This window comes from Pseudomonas protegens CHA0 (genome assembly GCF_000397205.1).
GTDB classification, from domain to species: domain Bacteria; phylum Pseudomonadota; class Gammaproteobacteria; order Pseudomonadales; family Pseudomonadaceae; genus Aquipseudomonas; species Aquipseudomonas protegens.
Genome location: NC_021237.1, coordinates 6,213,921 through 6,239,002 on the forward strand (window position 1 = coordinate 6,213,921; position 25,082 = coordinate 6,239,002).

Annotated in this window: 22 protein-coding genes; 13 read left to right on the forward strand and 9 right to left on the reverse strand. The window is 62.2% G+C overall.

Going from position 1 to position 25,082, the window contains the following annotated elements:
- Positions 1 to 148 precede the first annotated feature (148 nt).
- From PFLCHA0_RS27870 to PFLCHA0_RS27885, 4 genes are all read right to left on the reverse strand, one after another.
- Positions 149 to 1,192, reverse strand: a complete 1,044-nt coding sequence (locus PFLCHA0_RS27870) for an ABC transporter substrate-binding protein (RefSeq protein WP_011063816.1) — start codon at positions 1,190 to 1,192, stop codon at positions 149 to 151.
- Between the two features lie 42 nt (positions 1,193 to 1,234).
- Positions 1,235 to 2,359: an ABC transporter ATP-binding protein gene (locus tag PFLCHA0_RS27875; protein ID WP_015637246.1), complete on the reverse strand. Its 1,125-nt coding sequence runs from the start codon at positions 2,357 to 2,359 to the stop codon at positions 1,235 to 1,237.
- 262 nt (positions 2,360 to 2,621) lie between these two features.
- On the reverse strand, positions 2,622 to 3,251 hold the full coding sequence (locus tag PFLCHA0_RS27880) for a response regulator (protein ID WP_011063818.1): 630 nt from the start codon (positions 3,249 to 3,251) through the stop codon (positions 2,622 to 2,624).
- Positions 3,252 to 3,264: 13 nt separating this feature from the next.
- Positions 3,265 to 5,664 carry a PAS domain-containing sensor histidine kinase gene (locus PFLCHA0_RS27885; protein WP_015637247.1) on the reverse strand — a complete coding sequence of 800 codons (2,400 nt, stop codon included), beginning with the start codon at positions 5,662 to 5,664 and terminating at the stop codon, positions 3,265 to 3,267.
- Positions 5,665 to 5,738: 74 nt separating this feature from the next.
- On the opposite strand from PFLCHA0_RS27885, the gene PFLCHA0_RS27890 reads away from it, so the two are divergent.
- On the forward strand, positions 5,739 to 6,728 hold the full coding sequence (locus PFLCHA0_RS27890; RefSeq protein ID WP_015637248.1) for an alpha/beta hydrolase family protein: 990 nt from the start codon (positions 5,739 to 5,741) through the stop codon (positions 6,726 to 6,728).
- Between the two features lie 45 nt (positions 6,729 to 6,773).
- Here the strand turns inward: PFLCHA0_RS27890 and PFLCHA0_RS27895 are convergent, their stop codons facing one another.
- The 3 genes from PFLCHA0_RS27895 to PFLCHA0_RS27905 are packed head-to-tail and all read right to left on the reverse strand — an operon-like array spanning position 6,774 to position 9,239.
- Positions 6,774 to 7,541, reverse strand: a complete 768-nt coding sequence (locus PFLCHA0_RS27895; RefSeq protein ID WP_011063821.1) for a TerB family tellurite resistance protein — start codon at positions 7,539 to 7,541, stop codon at positions 6,774 to 6,776.
- A 1-nt stretch (position 7,542) separates the two neighbouring features.
- Positions 7,543 to 8,217: an N-acetylmuramate alpha-1-phosphate uridylyltransferase MurU gene (gene murU, locus PFLCHA0_RS27900; RefSeq protein WP_015637249.1), complete on the reverse strand. Its 675-nt coding sequence runs from the start codon at positions 8,215 to 8,217 to the stop codon at positions 7,543 to 7,545.
- Positions 8,214 to 9,239 carry an aminoglycoside phosphotransferase family protein gene (locus PFLCHA0_RS27905; protein ID WP_011063823.1) on the reverse strand — a complete coding sequence of 342 codons (1,026 nt, stop codon included), beginning with the start codon at positions 9,237 to 9,239 and terminating at the stop codon, positions 8,214 to 8,216. Before PFLCHA0_RS27905 ends, murU begins: the two co-directional genes overlap by 4 nt.
- 130 nt (positions 9,240 to 9,369) lie before the next feature.
- Between PFLCHA0_RS27905 and PFLCHA0_RS27910 the strand changes: the two genes are divergently transcribed.
- From PFLCHA0_RS27910 to PFLCHA0_RS27960, 11 genes are all read left to right on the forward strand, one after another.
- Positions 9,370 to 12,207 carry an LPS-assembly protein LptD gene (locus PFLCHA0_RS27910; protein ID WP_015637250.1) on the forward strand — a complete coding sequence of 946 codons (2,838 nt, stop codon included), beginning with the start codon at positions 9,370 to 9,372 and terminating at the stop codon, positions 12,205 to 12,207.
- A complete protein-coding gene (surA, locus tag PFLCHA0_RS27915) occupies positions 12,188 to 13,504 on the forward strand; it encodes a peptidylprolyl isomerase SurA (protein WP_036997049.1) in 1,317 nt (438 codons plus the stop codon). Before PFLCHA0_RS27910 ends, surA begins: the two co-directional genes overlap by 20 nt.
- Positions 13,501 to 14,490, forward strand: a complete 990-nt coding sequence (gene pdxA / locus PFLCHA0_RS27920; RefSeq protein WP_015637252.1) for a 4-hydroxythreonine-4-phosphate dehydrogenase PdxA — start codon at positions 13,501 to 13,503, stop codon at positions 14,488 to 14,490. The genes surA and pdxA overlap by 4 nt, the downstream gene beginning before the upstream one ends.
- Complete coding sequence (gene rsmA / locus PFLCHA0_RS27925; RefSeq protein WP_011063827.1) at positions 14,487 to 15,299, forward strand: 16S rRNA (adenine(1518)-N(6)/adenine(1519)-N(6))-dimethyltransferase RsmA; 813 nt, start codon at positions 14,487 to 14,489, stop codon at positions 15,297 to 15,299. Before pdxA ends, rsmA begins: the two co-directional genes overlap by 4 nt.
- A gap of 124 nt (positions 15,300 to 15,423) precedes the next feature.
- The gene (apaG, locus tag PFLCHA0_RS27930; protein ID WP_011063828.1) at positions 15,424 to 15,804 is read left to right on the forward strand and encodes a Co2+/Mg2+ efflux protein ApaG; all 381 of its coding nucleotides are present in this window, start codon (positions 15,424 to 15,426) and stop codon (positions 15,802 to 15,804) included.
- Entirely contained in the window at positions 15,804 to 16,673 is an 870-nt protein-coding gene (locus PFLCHA0_RS27935) for a symmetrical bis(5'-nucleosyl)-tetraphosphatase (RefSeq protein ID WP_015637253.1), read from the forward strand. The genes apaG and PFLCHA0_RS27935 overlap by 1 nt, the downstream gene beginning before the upstream one ends.
- Before the next feature lie 33 nt (positions 16,674 to 16,706).
- Positions 16,707 to 17,036 (forward strand): thiosulfate sulfurtransferase GlpE, encoded by a 330-nt coding sequence (glpE, locus tag PFLCHA0_RS27940; protein ID WP_011063830.1) that lies wholly within the window; start codon positions 16,707 to 16,709, stop codon positions 17,034 to 17,036.
- 299 nt (positions 17,037 to 17,335) lie between these two features.
- Complete coding sequence (locus PFLCHA0_RS27945; protein ID WP_011063831.1) at positions 17,336 to 19,258, forward strand: PrkA family serine protein kinase; 1,923 nt, start codon at positions 17,336 to 17,338, stop codon at positions 19,256 to 19,258.
- Positions 19,259 to 19,376: 118 nt separating this feature from the next.
- A complete protein-coding gene (locus PFLCHA0_RS27950; RefSeq protein WP_011063832.1) occupies positions 19,377 to 20,651 on the forward strand; it encodes a YeaH/YhbH family protein in 1,275 nt (424 codons plus the stop codon).
- On the forward strand, positions 20,648 to 22,210 hold the full coding sequence (locus PFLCHA0_RS27955; protein ID WP_011063833.1) for a SpoVR family protein: 1,563 nt from the start codon (positions 20,648 to 20,650) through the stop codon (positions 22,208 to 22,210). Before PFLCHA0_RS27950 ends, PFLCHA0_RS27955 begins: the two co-directional genes overlap by 4 nt.
- Before the next feature lie 66 nt (positions 22,211 to 22,276).
- Positions 22,277 to 23,506, forward strand: coding sequence for a multifunctional CCA addition/repair protein (locus PFLCHA0_RS27960; RefSeq protein ID WP_015637254.1), 1,230 nt, complete (start codon positions 22,277 to 22,279; stop codon positions 23,504 to 23,506).
- Between the two features lie 46 nt (positions 23,507 to 23,552).
- Here the strand turns inward: PFLCHA0_RS27960 and folK are convergent, their stop codons facing one another.
- Both folK and folB read right to left on the reverse strand, forming a co-directional pair.
- Complete coding sequence (gene folK / locus PFLCHA0_RS27965; protein WP_015637255.1) at positions 23,553 to 24,068, reverse strand: 2-amino-4-hydroxy-6-hydroxymethyldihydropteridine diphosphokinase; 516 nt, start codon at positions 24,066 to 24,068, stop codon at positions 23,553 to 23,555.
- Positions 24,059 to 24,412: a dihydroneopterin aldolase gene (gene folB / locus PFLCHA0_RS27970; RefSeq protein ID WP_011063836.1), complete on the reverse strand. Its 354-nt coding sequence runs from the start codon at positions 24,410 to 24,412 to the stop codon at positions 24,059 to 24,061. The genes folK and folB overlap by 10 nt, the downstream gene beginning before the upstream one ends.
- 74 nt (positions 24,413 to 24,486) lie before the next feature.
- Between folB and plsY the strand changes: the two genes are divergently transcribed.
- Positions 24,487 to 25,056: a glycerol-3-phosphate 1-O-acyltransferase PlsY gene (gene plsY, locus PFLCHA0_RS27975; RefSeq protein ID WP_011063837.1), complete on the forward strand. Its 570-nt coding sequence runs from the start codon at positions 24,487 to 24,489 to the stop codon at positions 25,054 to 25,056.
- Positions 25,057 to 25,082 lie beyond the last annotated feature (26 nt).

A 25,082-nucleotide genomic window follows, 5' to 3' on the forward strand; every position in this document is an offset into this window, starting at 1 on the left:
GACAAACTCCGCGAATCGATCTTTCGAATACAAACCACCCGGCGGCAGGAGCGGGCTTGGCCGCGCATCGAAGGCTGTGCTTCACCATCAAGGTTGATGCTGATGACGCCTTCGCGAGCAAGCTCGCTCCTACAACGGCAGGGGGTGGTTACTTGGCAGCCCAGGCGTTGAAGCGCTGTTCCAGTTGCTCACCGTTGTCAGCCCAGAAGCTGACGTCGATCTGCACCTGGTTGGCGATGTTTTCCGGAGTGGTCGGCATGTCCTTGAGGATGTCCTTGGCCAGCAGCGGCACGGCCTGGGTGTTGGCCGGGCCGTAGGCGATATTCTCCGAATAGGTCTTCTGCTGCTGCGGTTGCACCGAGTAGGCGATGAACTTCTTCGCCGCTTCGGCGCGAGCCTTGTCCAGGCCTTTTGGAATGGCCCAGGCGTCGAAGTCGTAGATGCCGCCGTTCCACACCACTTTCAGGTTGCTTTCCTTCTGCACCGCGGCGATCCGGCCGTTGTAGGCCGAGCTCATGACCACGTCGCCGGAAGCCAGGTACTGCGGCGGCTGGGCGCCGGCTTCCCACCACTGAATGTAGGGCTTGAGCTCATCGAGTTTCTTGAAGGCACGGTCCTGGCCATCCTTGCCGGCCAGGACCTTGTACACGTCCTTGGGCGCGACGCCGTCGGCCATCAGGGCGAACTCCAGGGTGTACTTGGCGCCCTTGCGCAGGCCGCGCTTGCCCGGGAACTGCTTGACGTCCCAGAAATCAGCCCAACTGCTCGGAGCGGTTTTCAGCTTGTCGGCGTTGTAGGCCAATACCGTGGACCAGACGAAAAAACCCACGCCGCACGGCTGGATCGCGCCCTTGACGTAGTCTTCGCTGTTACCGAACAGCGCCGGGTCCAGTTGCTCGAACATGTCCTCGTCGCAACCGCGGGACAGTTCCGGGGACTCCACTTCTACCAGGTCCCAGGACACGCTCTTGGTGTCGACCATGGCCTTGATCTTGGCCATCTCGCCGTTGTATTCGCCGGCGATGATCTTGCCCTTGCCCGCCGCTTCCCAAGGGGCATAGAAGGCCTTGACCTGGGCCGCCTTGTTCGCCCCGCCAAAGGACACCACGGTCAGGTCCGGGCCCGCCGCCATGGCGTGCGCCGCACCCATCATGCCCAGTGCCAGGGCGGTGAATTTCAGGGATCTCAACATTTATTGTGTTCTCCACGTGCAGGTTGGTGTTGCAGGGGGCGATCAATTCGCCTCTAGAAGCGGGTCGAGCGCGCGAACGTGCTCGACTTGCCAGCCAAGCGGCACCACGTCACCTACTGCCAGCGCAGGATCGAGCTCGGCAATCGGCTGTTTCACGAAGAAGTCGCTCTTGCCGCAGACTTCCAGGCGCACCCGGACGTGGTCGCCCAGATAGATGAATTCCGCCACCCGGCCGGAGAAGCGGTTGACGCAGCTTTCGCTGGAACCGTTGAGGCTCACCCGCTCCGGGCGGATGGACAAGGTCACCGGGCCGCCGACCTGGCCGACATTCACCGCCAGCGCCTCGACCTTCTCGCCACGCCCCAGCTCCACCACGCAACGCTCGCCGTTGTGGCTGTGCAGGCGGCCGTTGAGGCGGTTGTTCTCGCCGATGAAGTTGGCGACGAAGGTGTTCTTCGGCTCTTCGTAGAGAGTGCGCGGCGGCGCGATCTGCTGGATCTCGCCCTGGTGGAACACCGCCACCCGGTCGGACATGGTCAGGGCTTCGCCCTGGTCGTGGGTCACATAGACCACGGTCACGCCCAGGCGCTGGTGCAGGTGCTTGATCTCCATCTGCATGTGTTCGCGCAGTTGCTTGTCGAGGGCGCCAAGGGGTTCGTCCATCAGCACCAGCTGTGGCTCGAACACCAGGGCCCGGGCCAGGGCCACCCGCTGCTGCTGGCCGCCGGACAGCTGGGCCGGGTAGCGCTGGGCGAAAGCGTCGAGCTGGACCATGCTCAGCACCCGCTTGACCCGCTCGCTGATGTCGGTCTTGCTCAAGCCGCGTACCGACAGCGGAAAGGCCAGGTTCTCGGCCACGGTCATGTGGGGGAACAGCGCGTAGTTCTGGAACACCATGCCGATGTCGCGCTTGTGCGGCGGCACATTGTTGATCGAGCGCCCGGCCAGCTGGATCTCGCCGGCGGTCGGGGTTTCGAAACCGGCCAGCATCATCAGGCTGGTGGTCTTGCCGGAACCGGACGGCCCCAGCAGGGTGAGGAACTCGCCTTTGCGAATTTCCAGGTTGAGGTCTTTGACGATCAGGTTCTCGCCGTCGTAGCTCTTCTGCACACCACGAAAGCTGACCAGAACATCGTTGGCCCCAGCACTTGAAACGACCTCGCTCATACCCGCACCTTTTGTTTTAGACGGCTGTGGAACAAGCCTAGAGGAGCCGGCAGAGCGCGCAAATCGGGGGCCAGGAGAGATTCGCCTCAGCCCTCTGGAAGGTTGCGTGTAGGGATTGCCCTACAAGAATGGCGCGATTGGATAAGGGCGGAGGCAAACGACAGGCTGCAAGCGGCAAGAAACGGCGAAAGCCTGAAAGCGCGGAATGTCGCAAATGGATAAGTGCCCTCCCCCAAGGGGAGGGAGAGCACCGCAGAGGGTGTCAGAGCAGCTTGTGTTCCATGGCGTATTTCACCAGTTCGGCCAGGGAGGTGATGTTGAGCTTCTGCATCAGCCGCGCCTTGTGGGTACTGATGGTCTTGCTGCTCAGGGCCAGTTGCTGGGCAATGTCGTTGACATTGGCGCCCTGGGCCAGGCGCTCGAAAACCGAGAATTCACGCTCGGAAAGCAGCGAATGCAAGGGCCGGGTATCGGTCAGGCCGACCTCGAAGACCATACGGTCAGCCAGGTCCGGGTCGATATAGCGGCCGCCGGATGCCACCTTGCGAATGGCCGTCAGCAGCAGCGACGGATCACTGTCCTTGGTGGCGTAGCCGGCAGCGCCGATCTTCAGCGCCCGGGCGGCCATCTGCGCCTCGTCGTGCATCGACAGCACCAGGATCGCCGGCGGATTGCTCAGGGCACGGATCCGCGGAATGGCCTCCAGGCCGTTCACCCCGGGCATGGAGATATCCAGCAGCACCACTTCGCAGGGCACCTGACGCAGGGTCTCCAGCAACTGCTCGCCGTTGCTCGCCTCGCCCACCACGACCAGGTCCTTGGCCAGGCCAATCAGTTGCTTGATGCCTTCGCGAACGATGGTGTGGTCTTCGGCTACCAGTACACGGATCACGCGTGTCTCCTCATTATTGTTCTTGGTCCAGGGGCACCCGGACACTCAGGGTGGTGCCTTCGCCCCGCTCACTGTGCAGCGACAGGCTCCCGCCCATGATCAGCACCCGCTCGCGCATGCCCACCAGGCCAAAGGACGTCGGACGTGCAGAAGCGGTGTCGAAGCCCAGGCCGTCATCGCTGATGCTCATGCACAGCTCGTGTGCTTCCAGGGTCAGGGTGAGTTCCACAGTATGCGCCTGGGCATGGCGCATGACATTGGTCAGGGCCTCCTGGAGGATACGGAACAGGCCGACGGCCTTGGCGTCGCTCAAGCGCGGCAGGTTGTCCGGCACCTGCACCAGGCAGGGGATCTGGGTGCGGGCCTCGAACCGGCGGGCCTGCCATTCGATGGCCGAGGCGATGCCCGCATCGAGGATTGGCGGCCGCAGTGCGGTAGCCACATCCCGCACCAGCTGGAACAGCTGGGCGATCAGGCGCTTCATGCTGTTGAGGCGTTCATGCAGGCCCGGGTCGAGCTGGGCATAGGCCAGCTCACACATGGACGTTTCCAGCTTGAGCACAGTCAGCATCTGCCCCAGTTCGTCATGGACTTCCCGGGCAATGCGGGCCTTTTCCTCTTCGCGCACGCTTTCCAGGTGCGCCGACAGCTCCCGCAACTGTTCACGGGAGCTGGCCAGTTCCAGCTCGATGCGCTTGCTTTCGCTGATGTCCCAGACAATGCCGTCCCAGACAAACGCGCCGTCATCCAGGCGCCGGGTGATGGCCTTGATCTCGGCCCAGCGCTGCTGGCCCTGGCGAGTGAGGATGCGGCCCTGCCAGGACCAGTCGCTGTCGGTGTCCAGGGCCTGGTCCTGGGTCTGGTGATAGCTGGCCTTGTCGTCCGGGTGCACCAGGCTGCGCAGGCCCTTGTCCCGGTGGGCCAGCACTGCTGGCGAGTAGCCCACCAGGGTCTCGCTGCCTTCGCTGATATAGGCGAAGTCGATCTGCCCGGTGACCGGCGCCCGCTCCAGGCGGAACACCAGGCCCGGCACGTTGGCTGCAATCCCCTGCAGACGCGCCTCGCTTTCGCGCAGGGCCGCCAGCGCGCGACGGCGCTCGGTCACGTCATTGAGATAGACCACCAGGTATTCGCTGTCGCGAAAGCGCAGGAAGCTCAGGGACACGTCCGCCGGCAGGATGCTGCCATCGGCACGCACACACTGGGTCTCGAAACTTTGCACGCCCTCCTCGCTGCCCCGGGCCCGCTTCCACAGGTTGAGCCAGCGATCCATATGCAGGTTGGGCTCGAAATCGATCAGCGGCCGGTCGATCACCCCGCCCGCCGGGTAACCGAGCATCTCTTCGGCTGCCCGGTTGGCGTAGCGCACATGGCTGTCCCAATTGACCCAGAGAATGCCCACGGTGCTCTGATCGATGGAGAACTGGGTCAGGCGCAGGGCTTCCTCGCTGGCGGCACGCAAGGCGATGTCCTCCCGCGCCGCCAGCAGGCGCTGCTCCAGGCTGCGCTGCTGGCGGCGCTGCCAGAAGACGATCGCCAGACTCGCCAGCAGCAGGATCACCAACAGCAGGCTGAGGTTCTGCCAGACCCCGGGGGACTCGCCAAGCCGCGGGTACTTGGGCTGGAGCCAGCGGCCATGGAGCTGCTCCAGCTCCTTGGCCGGGATCGCATGCAAGGCCGCTTCGACAATGCTCGCCAGTTCCGGCCAATCGCGGCGAGTGGCTACCCGCAGCAATTGCGGCAAGCCGATATCCCCCACCACGGCCAGCCCGGCGAACTCCGCCTCCCCCGAAAGGCGACTGAGCTGAGCCTCGTCCACCACCGCGTAGCGGGCCTGCTGGCTCAGCAGCAACTGCAGGGCCTGGCGCTCCAGCGGCACCCCTTGCAGGTTGAGGTTGGGGTAAGTCAGGCGCAGGTAATCGGCCACCGCACTGGGCATGCGCACGGCGACCCGGGCCTGGCTGTCGAGTTTTTCCAGCTCCACCGCACCTGCGCCCTTGCGCTCCCCGACCACCAGCTGCGGCACGCGCATATAGGGGTCGCTGAACAACCACAGGCGCAGACCGGCCGGGGTCTGGGTCAGGCCCGGGGCCATGTCCACCTCGCCGTCGCGCAGGGCCCGCTCCAGCTGTGCCTGGTCAGGGAAGTTGCGCCAGCTGAGCTCGATGTTCAGCGCCTTGGCCAGGGCTTGCATCAACTCGACATTGGCCCCGGACAGCCGCTGCAGGCGCCGGTCGTACTGGGCGAACGGCGCCTGCAACACCAGCCCCACCCGCAACTCGGGGTGCTGCGCCAGCCACTGGCGCTGTTCCAGGCTCAAGGGCGCAGTCGGCACCTGGGGCGCCGGGGCCGCATGGCCTATCAAGGGAAGGCACAGACAGCCGATAAGCAGAAGGCAGCGAAAACGCATCATCTGAAGTCTCACACCCTGACAAATACTGACCAACCCATTAGGCTGCCGGAATTACTTCTGGCCTGGAATATCCGATGCCCCTTGTCCACCGCTCGGCACTGCCCGCATTGTGCCTGTCGCTGATCCTGCCCTGGACCTTTTCTGTGCAAGCTGCCGACCCGGCTCCAGAAACCAAGACTCCCGAGGAACAACCGGCGCAACGCCAACCTCTGCCTGAGCGTAGCCAGGAAGACGCCGCCGCCCTGGAGCGCCAGTTGCCCGCCCTGGAACAGCAGCAGTTGCAAGCCGGCGGCGATACCTTCCTGGCCCTGTGGAAGCCGGCCAACACCAGCGACCCCAAGGGCGTGGTGATTATCCTCCCGGGAGCGGGTGAAACCGCTGACTGGCCGCAAGCCATTGCACCTTTGCGCAACAAATTGCCGGACACCGAGTGGGCCAGCCTGAGCCTGACCCTGCCCGACATGCTCAGCGAGGCCGCGCAACCACGGGTGGTCGAAGCCGCACCGGCCCCTACGGACAAGGCCAACACCGCCAAGGATGCCAGCACCGAGGCCAAGCCGATCGAGCAGGTCGCTGGCGGCGAAGCCGACGTGGCCGACCGGGTAGTAGCAGAAAGCACGGAAGAGCAGATCAAGGCGGATGCCGAGCGCATCTTCACCCGCGTCGATGCTGCCCTGGCCTTTGCCGAACAGCAGAACGCCCGCAGTATCGTGCTCCTGGGTCATGGTACGGGTGCCTACTGGGCCGCACGCTACCTCAGCGAGAAACAGCCGGCCCAGGTACAGAAGCTGGTGATGGTAGCAGCCCAGTCCCCGGCCAATGGCAAACCGCAACTGGTGGAGATCACGCCTACGTTGAAGCTGGCCACTGCCGACTTCTTCTATGTCGACAAGCCTCTGGCGCAAAAAGCCGCCCTGGAGCGACTGCAAGCGAGCAAGCGCCTGAAGCACTCGAACTTCAGCCAGATTCCCCTCAAGGCCCTGCCCGGCAACAACACCGCCCAGCAAGAGCAGCTGTTTCGCCGGGTACGCGGTTGGTTGAACCCTCAGAACACCGATAGCTGAGCCCACAGGCCGCGACTGCCGCAGTGGCAATCGCGGCCTGCACCCTCAGCGGAATTCCCGGCGCTGGCGTATCAGGGCATAGGCGCTGTGCAGCTCCCGGGTCTTTTCCGTAGCCTCACGCACCTGTGCCTCGCTGGCGCCGTTGCCGGCGATCTTGTCCGGGTGATGGCGGCTGAGCAGGCGCCGATAGGCCCGCTTGATCTGCGCCGGCTCGCTGGTAGCTGCAACCCCCAACAGGCGCAGCGCCTCTTGATAAGTCAGGGCGCCTTCGGCCAGTGACTTCCTCGCCGGACCGTAGTCCTGCGCCAACGCCTGCACCTGCTCACGGGTCCAGCCCAGCCATTTGCCCCAGAGCTGGATCAGTTCGCGCTCCGCCGGCCCGACCCGGCCGTCGGCCCAGACCATGCGCCAACAGGCCCGCAGCACGCCTTCGGCGGCATGGGGCTGAGCCGCGAGGCGACGCAGATAGCCGCGCAGACGGTCATTGCCCGACTTGCCGCGGTTGAATGCGGCAATCGCCCGGCGCTGGGCCGCATCGTTCATCTCCAGCGAGCGCATTTCCTGGCGCGCCTGCTGGATATGCCCGTCCATCACCCGGCCATCACTCTTGGCCAGCCGCCCCAGCAGCACGAACAGCAATTCATCATTGCGCAACGCCGGGCGACCGCCCAGGCGTTCACGCACCTGCGCCCAGCTGTGCAGTTGCAGGCGCCGGTCCAGCGCCTGCCCCAGCAACGCACCGAGCATGGCCCCCGGAATACTGGCGATTGCAAATCCAGCTCCGGCTCCGATCAGAGTCCCTGGCCACCACATATCAGCGACTCGCTTGCAGCAAGTGTTCAACCTGGGCCAGACGCTCGACGGTGCCGACATCGACCCAGTGCCCCTGCATATGTTCGCCACTGACCTGGCCTTGGGCCATGGCTTCGCGCAATAGCGGCGCCAGCTTGAACGGACCGGCAACACAACCCTGGAATAACCGCGGATGCAGCACCGATATGCCGCTGAACGTGAGCGCCGCTACGCCTGGCTGGCGGTCGTGCAACTGGCCGTTTACCAGGCAGAAGTCGCCACCACTGGGGTGGTGCGGCGGGTTGTCCACCATCACCAGATGAGCCAGCCCGGCCAGGGGCCGGCGCAGGGCGGCAAAATCGTAGTCGGTCCAGATATCGCCATTGACCACCAGGAACGGCGCGTCCCCCAACAAGGGCAATGCCTGGAAAATCCCGCCGCCGGTTTCCAGCGGCTGGCCTTCGGCCGAATACTGAATGTTCAGGCCCCAGCGCTGGCCATCGCCGAGGGCATCCTCGATCTGCTGGCCGAGCCAGGCATGGTTGATGACGATGTCGCGAAAACCTGCCGCCGCCAGGGCCCGCAGGTGGTACTCGATCAGCGGCATGCCCGCTACAGGCAGCAAGGGTTTGGGAGTGGTCAGGGTCAGGGGGCGCATGCGCTCGCCCTTGCCGGCTGCCAGGATCATCGCCTTCATGCATGGGCTCCCGCCGGCTGGCGCAGGCTGAGCAGCAGTTGCGACAGCTCTGCAAGCTCGGGGCGTCGGGACGTCACCGCCTCTATATAAGCAAAGAAGCGCGGCACGTCGGCCAGGTAGCGTGGTTTGCCATCGCGGTGGCAAATCCGCGAGAAGATACCGATCACCTTGAGGTGACGCTGCACGCCCATCAGGTCGCTGGCCCGCAGAAACTCGTCAAAGTCGTCCTGCACCGGGATACCCCGCGCCCGCGCCTGGTGCCAGTACTGGCTCAGCCAGCCCTGTACCCGGGACTCCGGCCAGCTGAGGAAGGCATCCTTGAACAGACAGGTCACGTCATAGGTCACCGGGCCGTAGACCGCATCCTGGAAGTCCAGCACGCCGGGGTTCGGTTCGCTGTGCATCAGGTTGCGTGGCATATAGTCGCGGTGCACCAGCACCTTGGGTTGCGCCAGGGCGCTGTCGATCAGCAGGTCGCTGGCACGCTGCCATTGCTCGCGCTGCTGCGGACTCAGGCTGATGCCCAGCTCACGGCCGATGTACCACTCGGGGAACAGCTCCAGCTCACGGCGCAGCAGGGCCACGTCGTAACTGGGCAGGGGCGCGTCCATCGGCAACTGCTGGAAGGCCAGCAAAGCCTGGAATGCATCCTCGAACAGTGCGTCGGCATTATGTTCGTTGATCACGTCCAGGTAGGTCTGATTGCCCAGGTCATTGAGCAACAGGAAGCCGCGAGGCAAATCTTCTGCATAAATTTTCGGCACGTTGATGCCGCAAGTCGCCAGTAAACGGGCGATATCCACGAAGGGTTTGCAGTTTTCCTGGGGGGGCGGAGCGTCCATCACCACGAAGCTGCGACCCGCGCCCTGCCAACGGAAATAACGACGGAAACTCGCGTCGCTGCTGGCTGCGGTCAATGTTGCCGGGGGCACTTCACCCCAGCCCTGCGCTGCATAAACAATCGCCAACTGCTCATCGAGCCAAACTTTCAGGTGTTGCAAGCGTACATCTTGGTCAGGCATTACAAGGGTCTCCGACGGCGCTAGCCGTCAAGCGGGTCATGCTTTATTATCCAGCATCTTTTTCAGACCATCGAGAGGCGTGCGGCCCACACCGCGGGCAGATGGCACGCAGGAAGCCCGGACTAATAAGATGGCATTGAAATCCCCCGCGTTTCGTAAAAAATTTCCGTTGCTGGTTACCGGCAGTTTGCTGGCCCTGCAACCTCTAGCCACTTCCTTCGTGGTCGCCGCGGAACAGTATGACTGCTCAGTCTCTGCTTCGGGTGGCTGGGCCTGTGCGCCGAAAACCAGCGCCGCCCAACTGCCGCCGCGCCCGGTCCACGACGCCAACTCGGTCAGCTCCAGCGTTGCCACGGCAGCCGATGCTACGGGCGAAGAAGCCAGCGGCGACAAGTCGAAGCTGGTGACCGAGGCCAAGGGCCGTGGCCTGAAGTCCCGCAGTGCGGACTACAGCCACCTCGACTGGGTACCGCGTGAGAAGCTCACCGCCGCTCAATTGGCCGAGACCGGTCCTTACTGCTCTGGTTCCTATATCGAACCGATTCGTCCTGGCATGAATGACAAGACGAATAAAAGTGACGCTCCGACCTTTATCGGCGCCAAGGCTTCCCGCTATCAGCAGGAAGAACAGGTGGCGACCCTGGCCGGTGACGTGGTCATGCGCCAGGGCAGCATGCAGGTCGAGGCCGACGAGGCCAGCCTGTATCAGGCCGAGAACCGCGGCGAACTAAGCGGCAACGTGCGCGTACGCGACAATGGCGCGCTGCTGGTGGGCGACCACGCCGACATCCAGCTGGATACCGGTGAAGCCAAGGTCGACAACGCCGAGTACGTACTGCACAAATCCCGCGTCCGCGGTAATGCGCTGTACGCCAAGCGTGCGGAAAACGCCATCATCCGCCTCAAGGATGGTACGTACACCACGTGCGAGCCGAACAGCAACGCCTGGCAGCTCAAGGGCAACAACATCACCTTGAACCCGGCCACCGGCTTCGGTACCGCGACCAACGTGACCCTTCGGGTCAAAGATATTCCGGTGCTCTACACCCCGTATATCTACTTCCCGATCGACGATCGTCGCCAGTCCGGCTTCCTGCCGCCTAGCTTCAGTACCGGCAGCGATACCGGCTTCATGCTGGTGACCCCGTACTACTTCAACCTGGCGCCCAACTACGACGCCACGTTGTACCCACGCTACATGGCCAAGCGCGGCCTGTTGATGGAAGGCGAGTTCCGCTACCTGACCAAGAGCAGCGAAGGTCAGTTCGGCGCGGCCTACCTCAACGACGACGACACCGATCGCAAGAAGCAGACCGACTACGAAAAAACCCGCTACATGCTCAACTGGCAGCACAAGGGCGGGCTTGATTCGCGTCTGATGACCGAAGTCGACTACACCAAGATCAGCGATCCGTACTACTTCCAGGATCTGCAGACCGACCAGATCGGCGTGAAGTCCACCGATTACGTCAACCAGCAAGGTGCCGTGACCTACCGTGGCGACAGCTACACCGCACGCCTGAACGTACAGGCGTACGAGCTGGCCAGCGTGTCCAACATCACTCCGTACAACAAGCTGCCGCAAATCACCTTCAACGGCGCGCTGCCGTACCATCCGCAAGGCCTGGATTTCACTTATGAAACCGAGTTGGTGCGCTTCGATCGGGATCTGCTGACAGGCAATTATACGGACAAGGACGGTGGGCCGATCGATCCGGTTACCGGTGCAGTGGGCACGCGACGCCTGGATACCAACGTCGCTGGGCTAGCCCGCGCGAATGGCGATCGTCTGAACCTCAAGCCGGGCGTCAGCCTGCCGCTGAACTGGAGCTACGGCTACCTGACGCCGTCCTTGAAGTACATGTACACCCAATACAACCTTGATCTTGATGGTACTGGCAAAGAAGGCATCGTCGCGGCACGCAACTACGCGACCGCTACAGGCACCCGCTATGTCGGCGGCGACTACAGCCGAAACCAAAACCGCGGCGTCCCGATCGCCAGCCTCGACGGTGGCCTGTACTTCGACCGCAACACCCAATGGTTTGGCAAGAACTATCGTCAAACCCTGGAACCACGCGCGTTCTACCTCTACGTTCCTGAAGAGGATCAGAAAGACATCCCGGTATTCGATACTGGCGAGCCCACGTTCAACTACGCCTCCTTGTTCCGCGACAACCGCTTTTCCGGCTCTGACCGTGTCGGCGACGAGAACAAGCTGTCCTTGGGTGTGACCAGCCGCTGGATCGAAGACAACGGTTTCCAACGCCAGCGCATCAGCGTCGGCCAGGCTCTGTACTTCAAGGACCGTACCGTCCAGCTCCCGGGCATCGATTACCGTACCCGCGCGGACGCCACCTCGAACGTCTCGCCTTACGCACTTGAGTACGAATACCGCTACAACCGCGACTGGCGTGCAACTGCCGACTACAACTGGGACCCGGACAGCCACAGCCCGCGTTCCGGTAGTGCGATGTTCCACTATCAGCCTGAAGACAACCCGAACAAGGTGGTCAACGCCGGCTATCGCTATCGCAACGACCAGATTCGCTACGACCAGAACAGCGGTACCTGGAAAATGGGTGGCGACTACGGCACTCCAGGCCAGCCTGGCTACGTGAAGGACTACTACAAGATCCAGCAGCATGACTTCTCGGTGATCTGGCCGATCGTGCCGCAATGGAACGCCATCAGCCGTTGGCAGTACGACTACAACCGTAACCGCACGCTCGAGGCCTTCGGTGGTTTCGAATACGACAACTGCTGCTGGAAACTGCGCCTGATCAGCCGTTACTGGGTCAAGTATGACGAGTTCAGTCAGAACGCTCCGGAGAACGAAAAAGGCGACCGCGGCATCTTCCTCCAAATTGTTCTGAAGGGTCTCGGTGGCGTCATGGGCACCAAAGTAGAGAGCTTCCTCGACAAAGGCATCCAAGGTTATCGTGAACGTGAAGACCAAGCTTTCTGATTGTCTGCGCCCGCTGATGCTGGGCGCGCTGTTCCTGAGTACTGCGGCCAGCGCCGCAGTACAGTCCATCGACAAGGTCGTGGCCATCGTCGACAACGACGTGGTCATGCAGAGCCAGTTGGACCAACGGGTTCACGAAGTCCAGCAAACCATCGCCAAGCGTGGCGGTGGAGTACCGCCTACCAGCGTCCTGGAGCAACAGGTTCTGGAACGCCTGATCGTTGAAAACCTGCAACTGCAGATTGGCGAACGCTCCGGCATCCGCATCACCGATGAAGAACTGAACCAGGCGATCGGCACCATTGCCCAGCGCAACAGCATGAGCATCGAGCAATTCCGTGCCGCCCTGGCCCACGATGGTCTCTCTTATGAGGACGCCCGTGACCAGGTTCGCCGCGAGATGATCATCAGCCGCGTGCGCCAGCGCCGTGTGGCCGAACGCATTCAGGTATCGGAACAGGAAGTGAAGAACTTCCTGGCCTCGGACCTGGGCAAGATGCAGCTCTCCGAAGAGCTGCACCTGGCCAACATCCTGATCCCGACCCCGGAAAGCGCCAACTCCGAAGCCATTCAGAGCGCTGCCCGCCAGGCCATGGAGGTGTACCAGCAACTCAAGCAGGGTGCAGACTTCGCCCAGCTGGCAATCGCCCGCTCCGGCAGCGACAACGCTCTGGAAGGCGGCGACATGGGCTGGCGCAAAGCGGCTCAACTGCCCCCTCCATTCGATCGCGAACTGAGCGCCATGGCCGTGGGCGACATTACCCAACCGGCCCGTACCCCTGGCGGCTTCATCATCCTCAAGCTGCTGGACAAGCGTGGCGGTGGCAATCAGGTGCGTGACGAAGTGCACGTGCGTCACATCCTGATCAAGCCAAGCGAAATTCGCAGCGAAGAAGAGACCAAGCGCCTGGCGCAGAAACTCTACGATCGCATCGAGGCCGGCGAAGACTTCGCCGAACTGGCGAAAAGCTACTCGGAAGACCCAGGCTCCGCCCTCAACGGCGGCGACCTCAACTGGATCGACCCGAACGCCCTGGTGCCGGAATTCCGCGAAGTGATGGCCAAGACCCCACAAGGTCAACTGTCCAAGCCCTTCAAGAGCCCTTACGGCTGGCACGTACTGGAAGTCCTTGGCCGTCGCGCCACCGACAGCACCAGCCAGGCCCGCGAACAGCAAGCCATGACCGTCCTGCGTAACCGCAAGTACGACGAAGAGCTGCAGACCTGGTTGCGGCAGATCCGTGACGAGGCCTACGTCGAAATCAAGCTGCCCGGCGCTGAACAGGCCGCACAGTGAAACCCAGACGTTTCGCTCTGACACCCGGCGAACCGGCGGGTATAGGTCCTGACCTGTGCCTGCTACTCGCTTCGCAACCCCAGCCTCACCCCCTGATTGCCATTACCAGCCGCGACCTGCTCCTAGAGCGGGCCGCGCAGCTGGGCGTGGCCGTCGATCTGCTGCCGGTAACCCTGGAGCAACTGCCGACTGAACCCGCCCCGGCGAACAGCCTATATGTCTGGGACACGCCCCTGGCCAAACCTGTGATCAGCGGCCAGCTGGACCAGGCCAATGCGGCTTTTGTCCTGCAAACCCTGACCCGCGCCGGCCAGGGCTGCCTGGACGGGCACTTTGCCGGCATGATCACCGCCCCCGTGCACAAAGGCGTGATCAACGACTCCGGGATCGCTTTTTCCGGCCATACCGAATTCCTCGCCGACCTGACCCACACCGAGCAAGTGGTGATGATGCTGGCCACCCACGGCCTGCGCGTGGCGCTGGTAACCACCCACCTGCCCTTGCGGGAAATCGCCGACGCCATCACTGTCGAGCGCCTGGAGCGGGTCACGCGGATCCTGCATGCCGACCTGCAGCACAAGTTCGGCATCGCCCGGCCACGCATCCTGGTCTGCGGGCTCAACCCCCACGCCGGTGAAGGCGGTCACCTGGGCCGCGAAGAAATCGACATCATCGAACCTACCCTAGAGCGCCTGCGCACCGAAGGCATGGACCTGCGCGGTCCGTTGCCTGCCGACACTCTGTTTACCCCCAAATATCTGGAGCACTGCGACGCAGTGCTGGCGATGTACCACGACCAAGGCTTGCCTGTGCTGAAATACAAAGGCTTCGGTGCGGCCGTCAACGTGACGCTCGGCTTGCCGATCATCCGCACCTCCGTCGACCACGGCACCGCCCTGGACCTGGCCGGCAGCGGCAAGATCGACACCGGCAGCCTGCAGGTCGCCCTGGAAACCGCCTACCAGATGGCCGAGAACCGTATATGACCGAGCAATACCAACACCGGGCGCGCAAGCGCTTCGGCCAGAACTTCCTGCATGACGCTGGCGTCATCGACCGCATCCTGCGGTCCATCCACGCCAAGCCCGAGGACCGCATGCTGGAAATCGGCCCGGGCCAGGGCGCCCTGACCGAAGGCCTGCTGGGCAGCGGCGCCCAGCTGGACGTGGTGGAGCTGGACAAGGACCTGATCCCGATCCTCAACCAGCAGTTCGCCGGCAAGAGCAACTTCAACCTGCACCAGGGCGACGCCCTGAAGTTTGACTTCAACACCCTGGGCGCAGCGCCAGGCAGCCTGCGGGTGGTCGGCAACCTGCCCTACAACATCTCTACTCCGCTGATCTTCCACCTGCTGCAGAACGCCGGACTGATCCGCGACATGCACTTCATGCTGCAAAAGGAAGTGGTCGAACGCCTGGCTGCCGGCCCTGGCGGTGGTGATTGGGGCCGCCTATCGATCATGGTCCAGTATCACTGCCGTGTGGAGCACCTGTTCAACGTCGGCCCGGGCGCCTTCAATCCGCCGCCAAAAGTCGACTCGGCGATCGTGCGCCTGGTGCCCCACGCGGTACTGCCACACCCTGCCAAGGATCATCGCCTGCTGGAGCGCATCGTGCGCGAAGCCTTCAACCAGCGCCGCAAGACCCTGCGCAACACCCTCAAGGCACTGCTCAGCAGCGCCGAGATCGAGGCCGCCGGCGTCGACGGCAGCCTGCGTCCCGAGCAACTGGACTTGGCCGCCTTCGTGCGCCTGGCCGATCAGTTGGCAGACCAGCCCAAGCCCGCTACCGACTGAAACGCCCTCGGCTGATATCGGGTAGGACGCCAGACGGGATGTCTGGTCTACTACCCGATACTTGACCTAGACTGACCTCCATCAGTCCTGTCCCGCGTCCCGCTTTGCTTTAAAGGCCTCTTGCATGTCCGATCCTCGTTACCAGGTCGACGTCAGCGTCGTCACTCGCTTTCTGGCAGACCAATCGCAACCCGAGCAGAACCGCTTCGCTTTCGCCTACACCATCACCGTGCAGAACAATGGCTCGCTTCCAGCCAAGCTGCTGTCCCGGCACTGGGTGATCACCGATGGCGACGGGCATGTCGAAGAGGTCCGTGGTGCCGGCGTGGTGGGCCAGCAACCGCTGATCGCCGCAGGCAAAAGCCACACCTACAGCAGCGGCACGGTAATGACCACCCGGGTTGGCAACATGCAGGGCAGCTATCAGATGCTCGCCGAGGACGGCAAACAGTTCGACGCCGTCATTGCGCCTTTCCGCCTGGCCGTGCCCGGAGCCTTGCACTGATGGCGACCTACGCCGTCGGCGACCTGCAAGGCTGCCTGGAACCTCTGCAATGCCTGCTTGAACAAGTAGCCTTCGATCCCGCCCGGGATCGCCTGTGGCTGGTGGGCGACCTGGTCAACCGTGGCCCGCAGTCGCTGGAAACCCTGCGCTACCTGTATTCGATCCGCGACTCGCTGGTCTGCGTGCTGGGCAATCACGACCTGCACCTGCTGGCCGTCTGGCGCAACGTCGAGCGCCTGAAGAAATCCGACACTCTGCGCGAGATCCTGGAGGCTCCCGATTGCGAGGAGCTCTTGCAGTGGCTGCGCCAGCAGAAGCTGATGCATTACGACGAAGCCCGCAACATCGCCATGGTGCACGCCGGCATAGCCCCCCAGTGGTCGCTGAAGAAAGCCCAGAAATGTGCCGCCGAGGTCGAAGAAGCGTTGCGCGACGACAACCTCTTCGACCCCTTCCTGGACGGTATGTATGGCAATGATCCAGCGAAATGGGACAGTGATCTCAAAGGCGTGACTCGCCTGCGGGTCATCACCAACTACTTCACCCGCATGCGCTTCTGTACCAGCGACGGCAAGCTGGACCTCAAGAGCAAGGAGGGCCTGGACACCGCGCCACCGGGCTACGCCCCCTGGTTCAGCCACAAGGAGCGCAAGACCCGGGACCTGAAGATCATCTTCGGCCACTGGGCAGCCCTGGAAGGCCATTGCAACGAGCCCGGCATCTTCGCCCTGGACAGCGGCTGCGTCTGGGGCGGGGCCATGACCCTGCTGAATGTCGATAGCGGCGTACGCCTGACCTGCGACTGCGATGCCCAGGGCCGCACCGCCGCTCTTTCCCCCGAACCCCTGCCGGCACCGGCAAAGCGCTAGCCGGCGCTGATTATCAAGCTCCAGGAGCCCGCCATGAGCGAATTCAAACGCATCCCCCCAGAACAGGCCCAGGCACTGCGCGAGCAAGGTGCCGTGGTGGTGGACATCCGCGATCCGCAAACCTACGCACTGAACCACATCAGTGGCTCGCAACACCTGGACAATCACTCCATTTCCGACTTCATCCGCGCGGCTGACCTCGACGCTCCGCTAGTGGTGGTTTGCTATCACGGAAACTCGAGCCAGAGCGCGGCAGCCTACCTGGTCAGCCAGGGCTTTTCCGACGTCTACAGCCTGGATGGCGGCTTCGAACTGTGGCGCAGCACTTATCCAGCGGAAACCGCTCAGGGCAACCCTGAATAATTTTTTTCCGACGCTCTAGCCCGCGTACGACGCGGGCTGACGCAGCACCAGACGAACGGTAGCGGGCAACTAATTCCCCATCTCGCCTTGACCTCCCGGATTCCGAACTATCCTTAGCCTCAGGCCATCCAAATCAGGGGAGAGCCGGTACACCGGCGAGCGGGTCATCGGTACTAGCTTTCAAGGTCGATAGCTTTGAAAGTGTTCTGGGGGGTAAACAGCAGCTGGAAACTCAGCTGCATGCCAGCACTTGACTGACTGATCCGACGCCGGCTCCACGTATCGAGCGAGGTGACGTCATGAGTATTTTTAGCCACTTCCAACAACGCTTCGAATCCACACGCCAGGAAGAGTTTTCGCTGCAGGAATACCTGGAGCTGTGCAAGAAGGATCGAAGCGCCTACGCCTCGGCCGCCGAGCGCCTGCTGCTGGCCATCGGCGAGCCCGAATTGCTGGATACCTCGACCAATTCGAGGCTGTCGCGAATCTTCTCCAACAAAGTGATTCGCCGCTATCCGGCGTTCGAAGACTTCCATGGCATGGAAGAATGCATCGATCAGATCGTCTCCTACTTCCGTCATGCCGCTCAGGGCCTGGAAGAAAAGAAACAGATCCTCTATCTGCTGGGGCCGGTGGGCGGTGGTAAATCCTCCCTCGCCGAGAAACTCAAGCAACTGATCGAGAAAGTGCCCTTCTACGCCATCAAGGGCTCTCCGGTCTTCGAATCACCGCTGGGCCTGTTCAACGCCACGGAAGATGGCGCGATTCTCGAAGAAGACTTCGGCATTCCCCGGCGTTATCTCAACACCATCATGTCGCCCTGGGCCACCAAGCGCCTGTCGGAGTTCGGCGGCGACATCAGCCAGTTCCGGGTGGTGAAACTCTATCCGTCGATCCTCAACCAGATTGCCGTGGCCAAGACCGAGCCTGGGGATGAGAACAACCAGGACATCTCGGCCCTCGTGGGCAAGGTGGATATCCGCAAGCTGGAAGAATTCCCCCAGAACGACGCCGACGCCTACAGCTACTCCGGGGCGCTGTGCCGGGCCAACCAGGGCCTGATGGAATTCGTCGAAATGTTCAAGGCACCGATCAAGGTGCTGCACCCATTGCTGACCGCGACGCAGGAAGGCAACTACAACAGCACCGAGGGCCTGGGGGCGATTCCGTTTACCGGCATTCTGCTGGCCCACTCCAACGAGTCGGAATGGCACACCTTCCGCAACAACAAGAACAACGAAGCCTTCATCGACCGGATCTATATCGTCAAGGTGCCGTACTGCCTGCGGGTCACCGATGAGGTGAAGATCTACGACAAGCTGCTGTTCAACAGCTCCCTGGCCAAGGCCCACTGCGCCCCCGACACCCTGAAGATGCTGGCGCAGTTCACCGTGCTTTCGCGCCTCAAGGAACCGGAGAACTCCAACATCTACTCGAAGATGCGGGTGTATGACGGCGAAAATCTCAAGGACACCGATCCCAAGGCCAAGTCGATCCAGGAGTACCGTGACAGCGCCGGCGTCGATGAGGGGATGAACGGGTTGTCGACTCGCTTTGCCTTCAAGATCCTGTCGAAGGTCTTCAACTTCGACCCTCACGAAGTGGCGGCGAACCCGGTGCACCTGCTGTACGTGCTGGAACAGCAGATCGAGCAAGAGCAGTTCCAGGCAGAAACCCGCGAGCGCTACCTGCGCTTCCTCAAGGAATACCTGGCACCGCGCTACATCGAATTCATCGGCAAGGAGATCCAGACCGCCTACCTCGAGTCCTACAGCGAGTACGGCCAGAACATCTTCGACCGCTACGTGCTCTATGCGGACTTCTGGATCCAGGATCAGGAATACCGCGATCCGGAGACCGGCGAAATCCTCAATCGCGTGGCCCTCAACGAGGAACTGGAAAAGATCGAAAAACCGGCCGGGATCAGCAACCCGAAAGATTTCCGCAACGAAATCGTCAATTTCGTCCTGCGCGCCCGGGCCAACAACAACGGCAAGAACCCCACCTGGCTCAGCTACGAGAAGCTGCGGGTGGTCATCGAGAAGAAAATGTTCTCCAACACCGAGGACCTGTTGCCGGTCATCAGCTTCAACGCCAAGGCGAGCAAGGAGGATCAGCAGAAGCACAACGACTTCGTCACACGAATGGTCGAGCGCGGCTACACCGACAAACAGGTACGGCTGCTATCCGAATGGTATCTGCGGGTCAGAAAGTCGCAGTAAAGCAGCTGCAAGCTTCTAGCCCCAAGCTGCGGGCACCTTGCCGTAGAGCCCTTGCGGGCTCTGCTGCAACGCTGCCTACCGCTTGAAGCTTATGTCTTGAAGCTCCCCGGAGGGGCCCATGAGCTATGTGATCGACCGACGTCTCAATGGCAAGAACAAGAGCACGGTAAACCGCCAGCGGTTTCTGCGGCGCTACCGTGACCACATTAAAAAGGCCGTCGAAGAGGCGGTTAGCCGGCGCTCCATCACCGATATGGAGCATGGCGAGCAAATCAGCATTCCCGGGCGGGATATCGACGAGCCGGTGCTGCACCACGGCCGTGGCGGCAAGCAGACCGTGGTTCACCCAGGCAACAAGGAATTCACTGCCGGCGAGCACATTGCCAGGCCTCAAGGCGGCGGTGGGGGCGGTGGCGGCCGGGGCAAGGCCGGCAACTCCGGCGAAGGCATGGACGAGTTCGTGTTCCAGATCACCCAGGAGGAATTCCTCGAATTCATGTTCGAGGACCTGGAACTGCCCAACCTGGTGAAACGCAACCTGACCGGAACCGACACCTTCAAGACCGTACGAGCCGGGATCAGCAACGAAGGCAACCCGGCCCGGATCAATATCATCCGTACCTTGCGGTCGGCCCACGCGCGGCGCATTGCCTTGTCCGGCAGCAGCCGGGCCAAGCTGCGGGAAGCCAAGGAAGAACTGGCGCGCCTGAAGCGGGAAGAACCGGACAATTTCGGCGATATCCAGGAGCTTGAGGCGGAAATCGAGCGCCTGAGTGCCCGGATTCACCGCGTGCCCTTCCTCGACACCTTCGACCTCAAGTACAACCTGCTGGTGAAACAGCCCAACCCCAGCTCCAAGGCGGTGATGTTCTGCCTGATGGACGTTTCCGGCTCCATGACCCAGGCCACCAAAGACATCGCCAAGCGTTTCTTCATCCTTCTGTACCTGTTCCTCAAGCGCAACTACGACAAGATCGACGTCGTGTTCATCCGCCACCACACCAGTGCCCGGGAAGTGGACGAAGAGGAGTTCTTCTATTCACGGGAAACCGGCGGCACCATCGTCTCCAGCGCCCTGAAGCTGATGCAGGAGATCATGGCCGAACGCTACCCGAGCAACGAGTGGAACATCTACGCTGCCCAGGCCTCCGATGGCGACAACTGGAACGACGACTCGCCGATCTGCCGCGACATCCTGATCAACCAGATCATGCCGTTCGTGCAGTACTACACCTACGTGGAAATCACCCCGCGCGAGCACCAGGCCCTGTGGTTCGAGTACGAACGCATCGCCGAGGCCTTTTCCGATACATTCGCCCAGCAGCAACTGGTTTCGGCCGGAGACATCTATCCGGTCTTCCGTGAACTCTTCCAGCGCAGGTTAGTGACATGACCGCCAGAGAGCAGAAGCGCCAACCCATCTCCACCGGCTCGGAATGGACCTTCGAGCTGATCCAGGCCTACGACCGTGAAATCAGCCGTATCGCGGCCCGCTATGCCCTGGACACCTATCCCAACCAGATCGAAGTGATCACCGCCGAGCAGATGATGGACGCCTATGCCTCGGTGGGCATGCCCCTGGGCTATCACCACTGGTCCTACGGCAAGCACTTCCTCAGCACCGAAAAATCCTACAGCCGGGGCCAGATGGGCCTGGCCTACGAAATCGTCATCAACTCCGACCCTTGCATTGCCTATCTGATGGAAGAGAACACCATCTGCATGCAGGCGCTGGTGGTGGCTCACGCCTGCTATGGCCACAACAGCTTCTTCAAGGGCAATTACCTGTTCCGCACCTGGACCGATGCCAGCTCGATCATCGACTACCTGGTGTTCGCCAAGCAGTACATCATGCAATGCGAGGAGCGCCATGGCATCGATGCCGTGGAAGATCTGCTGGACTCCTGCCATGCCTTGATGAACTACGGTGTCGACCGCTACAAGCGGCCCTACCCGATTTCCGCCGAAGAAGAACGGCGCCGGCAGAAAGACCGGGAGGAACACCTGCAGAAACAGATCAACGACCTGTGGCGCACCATTCCCAAGGGCGCGGACAAGTACAGCGACAAGGACAATGCGCGCTTCCCCGCCGAACCTCAGGAAAACATCCTCTATTTCATCGAAAAACACGCGCCACTGCTAGAGCCCTGGCAACGCGAGATCGTGCGCATCGTGCGCAAGATCGCCCAGTACTTCTACCCGCAACGCCAGACCCAGGTGATGAACGAAGGCTGGGCTACCTTCTGGCACTACACCTTGATGAACGATCTGTACGACGAAGGCCTGGTCACCGATGGCTTCATGATGGAATTCCTCACCTCCCATACCAGCGTGGTATTCCAGCCAGGCTTCGACAGCCCCTACTACAACGGCATCAACCCCTATGCCTTGGGCTTTGCCATGTACCGCGATATCCGACGCATCTGCGAGGAGCCCACGGAAGAGGACCGGCGCTGGTTCCCGGAACTGGCCGGCACCGACTGGCTGTCGAGCATCAAGTTCGCCATGAGCAGCTTCAAGGACGAGAGCTTCATCCTGCAGTACCTGTCGCCCAAGGTCATCCGCGATCTCAAGCTGTTCAGCATCATGGACGACGACCAGAAGGACGACCTGCTGGTACCGGCAATCCATGATGAAAGCGGCTATCGGATCATCCGTGAAACCCTGGCCGCGCAATACAACCTGGGCAACCGCGAACCCAACGTGCAGATCTGGAGCATCGACCGCCGGGGCGACCGCTCCTTGACCCTGCGTCATCAGCAACACGACCGTAAACCCCTGGGGGATTCCACCGACGAAGTGCTCAAGCACCTGCACCGCCTCTGGGGCTTCGACATTCACCTGGAAACCCTGCAGGGCGACCAGGTGATGAAAACCCACCACGTACCGCCAAAGAGCGATCACAACGAAAACGACTACGGTCGCCTGGACCTGGCGGTTATCCACCTTTAAGCCCGATAACAAGCCTCCGGATGCGCGATACAAGGGTTATCCTGTCGCGCTAACGGAGGTTTTTTTATGCGGATTTACAAAGTCGGCGGCGCCGTGCGCGATCGCCTGCTCGGCAGGCCGGTTACCGATATCGACTGGGTGGTAGTGGGTGCCAGCGCAGAGGAGATGCTCGCCAAGGGCTTTCGCCCCGTGGGCGCGGACTTCCCGGTGTTCCTGCACCCCAAGAGCGGCGAGGAGTATGCCCTGGCCCGCACCGAGCGCAAGAGTGGGCGGGGTTATGGCGGTTTCACCTTCCATGCCAGCCCGGAAGTCACCCTGGAAGAGGACCTGATCCGTCGCGACCTGACCATCAACGCCATGGCCGAAGATGAACAGGGCCGCCTCACCGATCCCTACAACGGTCAGAAGGACCTTGAAGAGCGGCTATTGCGCCACGTTTCCCCGGCATTCGCCGAAGATCCCCTGCGAGTACTGCGGGTCGCCCGCTTCGCCGCCCGCTACGCCGGTCTGGGTTTTCGCGTGGCGCCAGAGACACTCGAGCTGATGCGCGAACTTAGTGAATCCGGTGAGCTTCAGGCCCTGACGGCCGAACGCAGCTGGAAAGAGATATCTCGCGCCCTGATGGAGGATCAGCCCCAGGTCTTTATCCAGGTATTGCGCGACTGCGGCGCGCTGGCGGTGCTGATGCCCGAAATCGACGCACTGTTCGGCGTACCTCAACCCGCGGTCCACCACCCGGAGATAGACACCGGCGCGCACACCCTCAGCGTTCTGCTGCAAGCCGCGTTGCATCAGCAACCCCTCAGCGTGCGCTGGGCCTGCCTGCTCCACGACCTGGGCAAAGGCCTGACACCCGAGGAGGAGTGGCCACGGCACATTGGCCATGAGCGCACAGGCCTGGAACTGATCAAGGCGGTCAATGAACGCTTCAAGGCGCCCCGGGAATGCCAGGAGCTGGCACTGCTGGTGGGCCAGTACCATACCCACGGCCACAAGGCGCTGGAACTCAAGGCCTCGACACTCCTGGAACTATTGCAAAGTTTCGACGTGTTCCGACGCCCACAGCGTTTCGAAGAGTTCATAGCGGCATGCGAAATGGATGCTCGCGGCCGTCTTGGGCTGGAGTCGCGGCCTTATCCGCAGGCCGATTACCTGCGAGGAGCCGCCGAGGCGGCGCGCAAGGTGGCGGTTCAACCCTTGCTGGAACAGGGGTTCAAGGGGCCGCAACTGGGCGAGGCACTAAGGCTGGAACGACTGAAGGCCATCAAGGCCTACAAGGAACAGCACGCGCCTTGAGTGAGTCGCGGACCGCCCCGACTGGTCCGCGATTAGCCGAGGGTAGCTATAAGTCTGGAGGGGTCAGTTGCATGCCCCGCCATTCGAAGGCGACCGGGGCCAGCACCTGATCGATCTGCGCCTCGGCCCAGAGCGCCCCGAGGCTCTTGCCCGCCAGCGGATGCACCCGCTCGGGCGCCATCAGCGACAGCGGCCAGAGCACGAAGGCGTTCTTCAGAATCTCTGCCCGGGGCAGGATCAGGCCATCGAAATTGCCGGTCAGTTCACCGTAGAGCAATACATCGATATCCAGCGGCAGGCCTTTACGATCAGGGGCATAACGGCCGTTATCGGCCTCGATGAACTTCAGGCGCCGGTCCAGCTCGATCAGAGGCAAGTCGGTAAAAGCCGTCACCACCAGGTTGAAGAACGGGCCGCTCTTGATTCCCACCGGCTGGCTTTCGAACACCGGCGAGCAACGCATATCCACCAGAAAACCGGCCAGGGCATCGAGCCCGGCCCGCAGATGAACTTCACGCTCGATATTGCTACCGAGCCCCAGATACACCTGAGTCAGCGACATCCGCGCTCGATCTCCACACCCACACCCGAGGCAGCCGGGACGGCGCCAGGCTTGGTCAGTTTCAAGCGCAACCAAGGGATGTGAAATTCATTCATCAGAACCTCGGCAAGGCGCTCGGCAAAGGTTTCCACCAACTGGTACTGGGCATGCTCGGCAAACGCCTGGATCCGGGTGGAGACACTGGCATAGTCCAATGCCAGCGTCAGATCATCTCCAGCAGCTGCCGGGCGATTGTCCCAGGCAAAGCTCAGATCAAGACGCAGGCACTGTCGGATGCCGCGCTCCCAGTCGTAGGCACCAATCACGGTGTCCACTTCCAGCCCTTCGATAAACACTCTGTCCAAGCACTCTTCTCCGCAGCACGACAAGGGCGCAATGCGCCGTTAGAATCAGGGCTTCCTCGCCCGGAATAGTTAGCATGTTTTGGTTACTGGCGATTTTCGCCTACCTGCTCGGCTCTCTGTCCTTCGCCATTTTGCTCAGCCGCCTTACGGGTAATCCCGACCCGCGAATGAGTGGCTCGGGTAATGCCGGCGCCACCAACATGCTGCGCCTGGCCGGCAAGAAACTCGCAGTCCTGACCCTGCTGGGAGACCTGTGCAAAGGCCTGGCACCTGTGCTGATCGCCCACCTCGCGGGCTTGTCCCTGCAACAACAGGCCTGGGTGGGGCTCTATGCCGTCCTCGGCCATCTGTTTCCACTGTACTTCCGCTTCCGCGGCGGTAAGGGTGTCGCCACCGCCGCCGGCATGCTGCTGGGGCTCTACCCCCCGGCCGCGCTGCTGGCCATCGCCGCCTGGGCGCTAACCTTCTATCTCACTCGTACCAGTTCACTGGCCGCACTGATCGCCACCCCCCTGACCTTGCCACTGCTGGCCTGGCAGGAACCGGAGGCGCTATTGCCGATGAGCGTGCTGACACTGCTGATCGTCTGGCGCCACCGCGGCAATTTACGCGACCTGTTTGCCGGGCGCGAACGGCATTTTTGAATCCCTCAGATGAAAAGGTCTCAGCC

What these genes read in the sequence shown, in the direction of transcription:
- PFLCHA0_RS27895 (WP_011063821.1), bottom strand. Translation starts at nt 7,541, where the DNA reads ATGTGGTGGCCAGGGACTCTGATCGGAGCCGGAGCTGGATTTGCAATC.
- PFLCHA0_RS27910 (WP_015637250.1), top strand. Translation starts at nt 9,370, where the DNA reads ATGGCATTGAAATCCCCCGCGTTTCGTAAAAAATTTCCGTTGCTGGTT.
- glpE (WP_011063830.1), top strand. Translation starts at nt 16,707, where the DNA reads ATGAGCGAATTCAAACGCATCCCCCCAGAACAGGCCCAGGCACTGCGC.
- PFLCHA0_RS27950 (WP_011063832.1), top strand. Translation starts at nt 19,377, where the DNA reads ATGAGCTATGTGATCGACCGACGTCTCAATGGCAAGAACAAGAGCACG.
- PFLCHA0_RS27935 (WP_015637253.1), top strand. Translation starts at nt 15,804, where the DNA reads ATGGCGACCTACGCCGTCGGCGACCTGCAAGGCTGCCTGGAACCTCTG.
- PFLCHA0_RS27960 (WP_015637254.1), top strand. Translation starts at nt 22,277, where the DNA reads ATGCGGATTTACAAAGTCGGCGGCGCCGTGCGCGATCGCCTGCTCGGC.
- PFLCHA0_RS27890 (WP_015637248.1), top strand. Translation starts at nt 5,739, where the DNA reads ATGCCCCTTGTCCACCGCTCGGCACTGCCCGCATTGTGCCTGTCGCTG.
- PFLCHA0_RS27870 (WP_011063816.1), bottom strand. Translation starts at nt 1,192, where the DNA reads ATGTTGAGATCCCTGAAATTCACCGCCCTGGCACTGGGCATGATGGGT.
- plsY (WP_011063837.1), top strand. Translation starts at nt 24,487, where the DNA reads ATGTTTTGGTTACTGGCGATTTTCGCCTACCTGCTCGGCTCTCTGTCC.
- PFLCHA0_RS27905 (WP_011063823.1), bottom strand. Translation starts at nt 9,239, where the DNA reads ATGCCTGACCAAGATGTACGCTTGCAACACCTGAAAGTTTGGCTCGAT.
- PFLCHA0_RS27955 (WP_011063833.1), top strand. Translation starts at nt 20,648, where the DNA reads ATGACCGCCAGAGAGCAGAAGCGCCAACCCATCTCCACCGGCTCGGAA.
- PFLCHA0_RS27875 (WP_015637246.1), bottom strand. Translation starts at nt 2,359, where the DNA reads ATGAGCGAGGTCGTTTCAAGTGCTGGGGCCAACGATGTTCTGGTCAGC.
- PFLCHA0_RS27885 (WP_015637247.1), bottom strand. Translation starts at nt 5,664, where the DNA reads ATGATGCGTTTTCGCTGCCTTCTGCTTATCGGCTGTCTGTGCCTTCCC.
- folK (WP_015637255.1), bottom strand. Translation starts at nt 24,068, where the DNA reads ATGTCGCTGACTCAGGTGTATCTGGGGCTCGGTAGCAATATCGAGCGT.
- rsmA (WP_011063827.1), top strand. Translation starts at nt 14,487, where the DNA reads ATGACCGAGCAATACCAACACCGGGCGCGCAAGCGCTTCGGCCAGAAC.
- murU (WP_015637249.1), bottom strand. Translation starts at nt 8,217, where the DNA reads ATGAAGGCGATGATCCTGGCAGCCGGCAAGGGCGAGCGCATGCGCCCC.
- PFLCHA0_RS27945 (WP_011063831.1), top strand. Translation starts at nt 17,336, where the DNA reads ATGAGTATTTTTAGCCACTTCCAACAACGCTTCGAATCCACACGCCAG.
- apaG (WP_011063828.1), top strand. Translation starts at nt 15,424, where the DNA reads ATGTCCGATCCTCGTTACCAGGTCGACGTCAGCGTCGTCACTCGCTTT.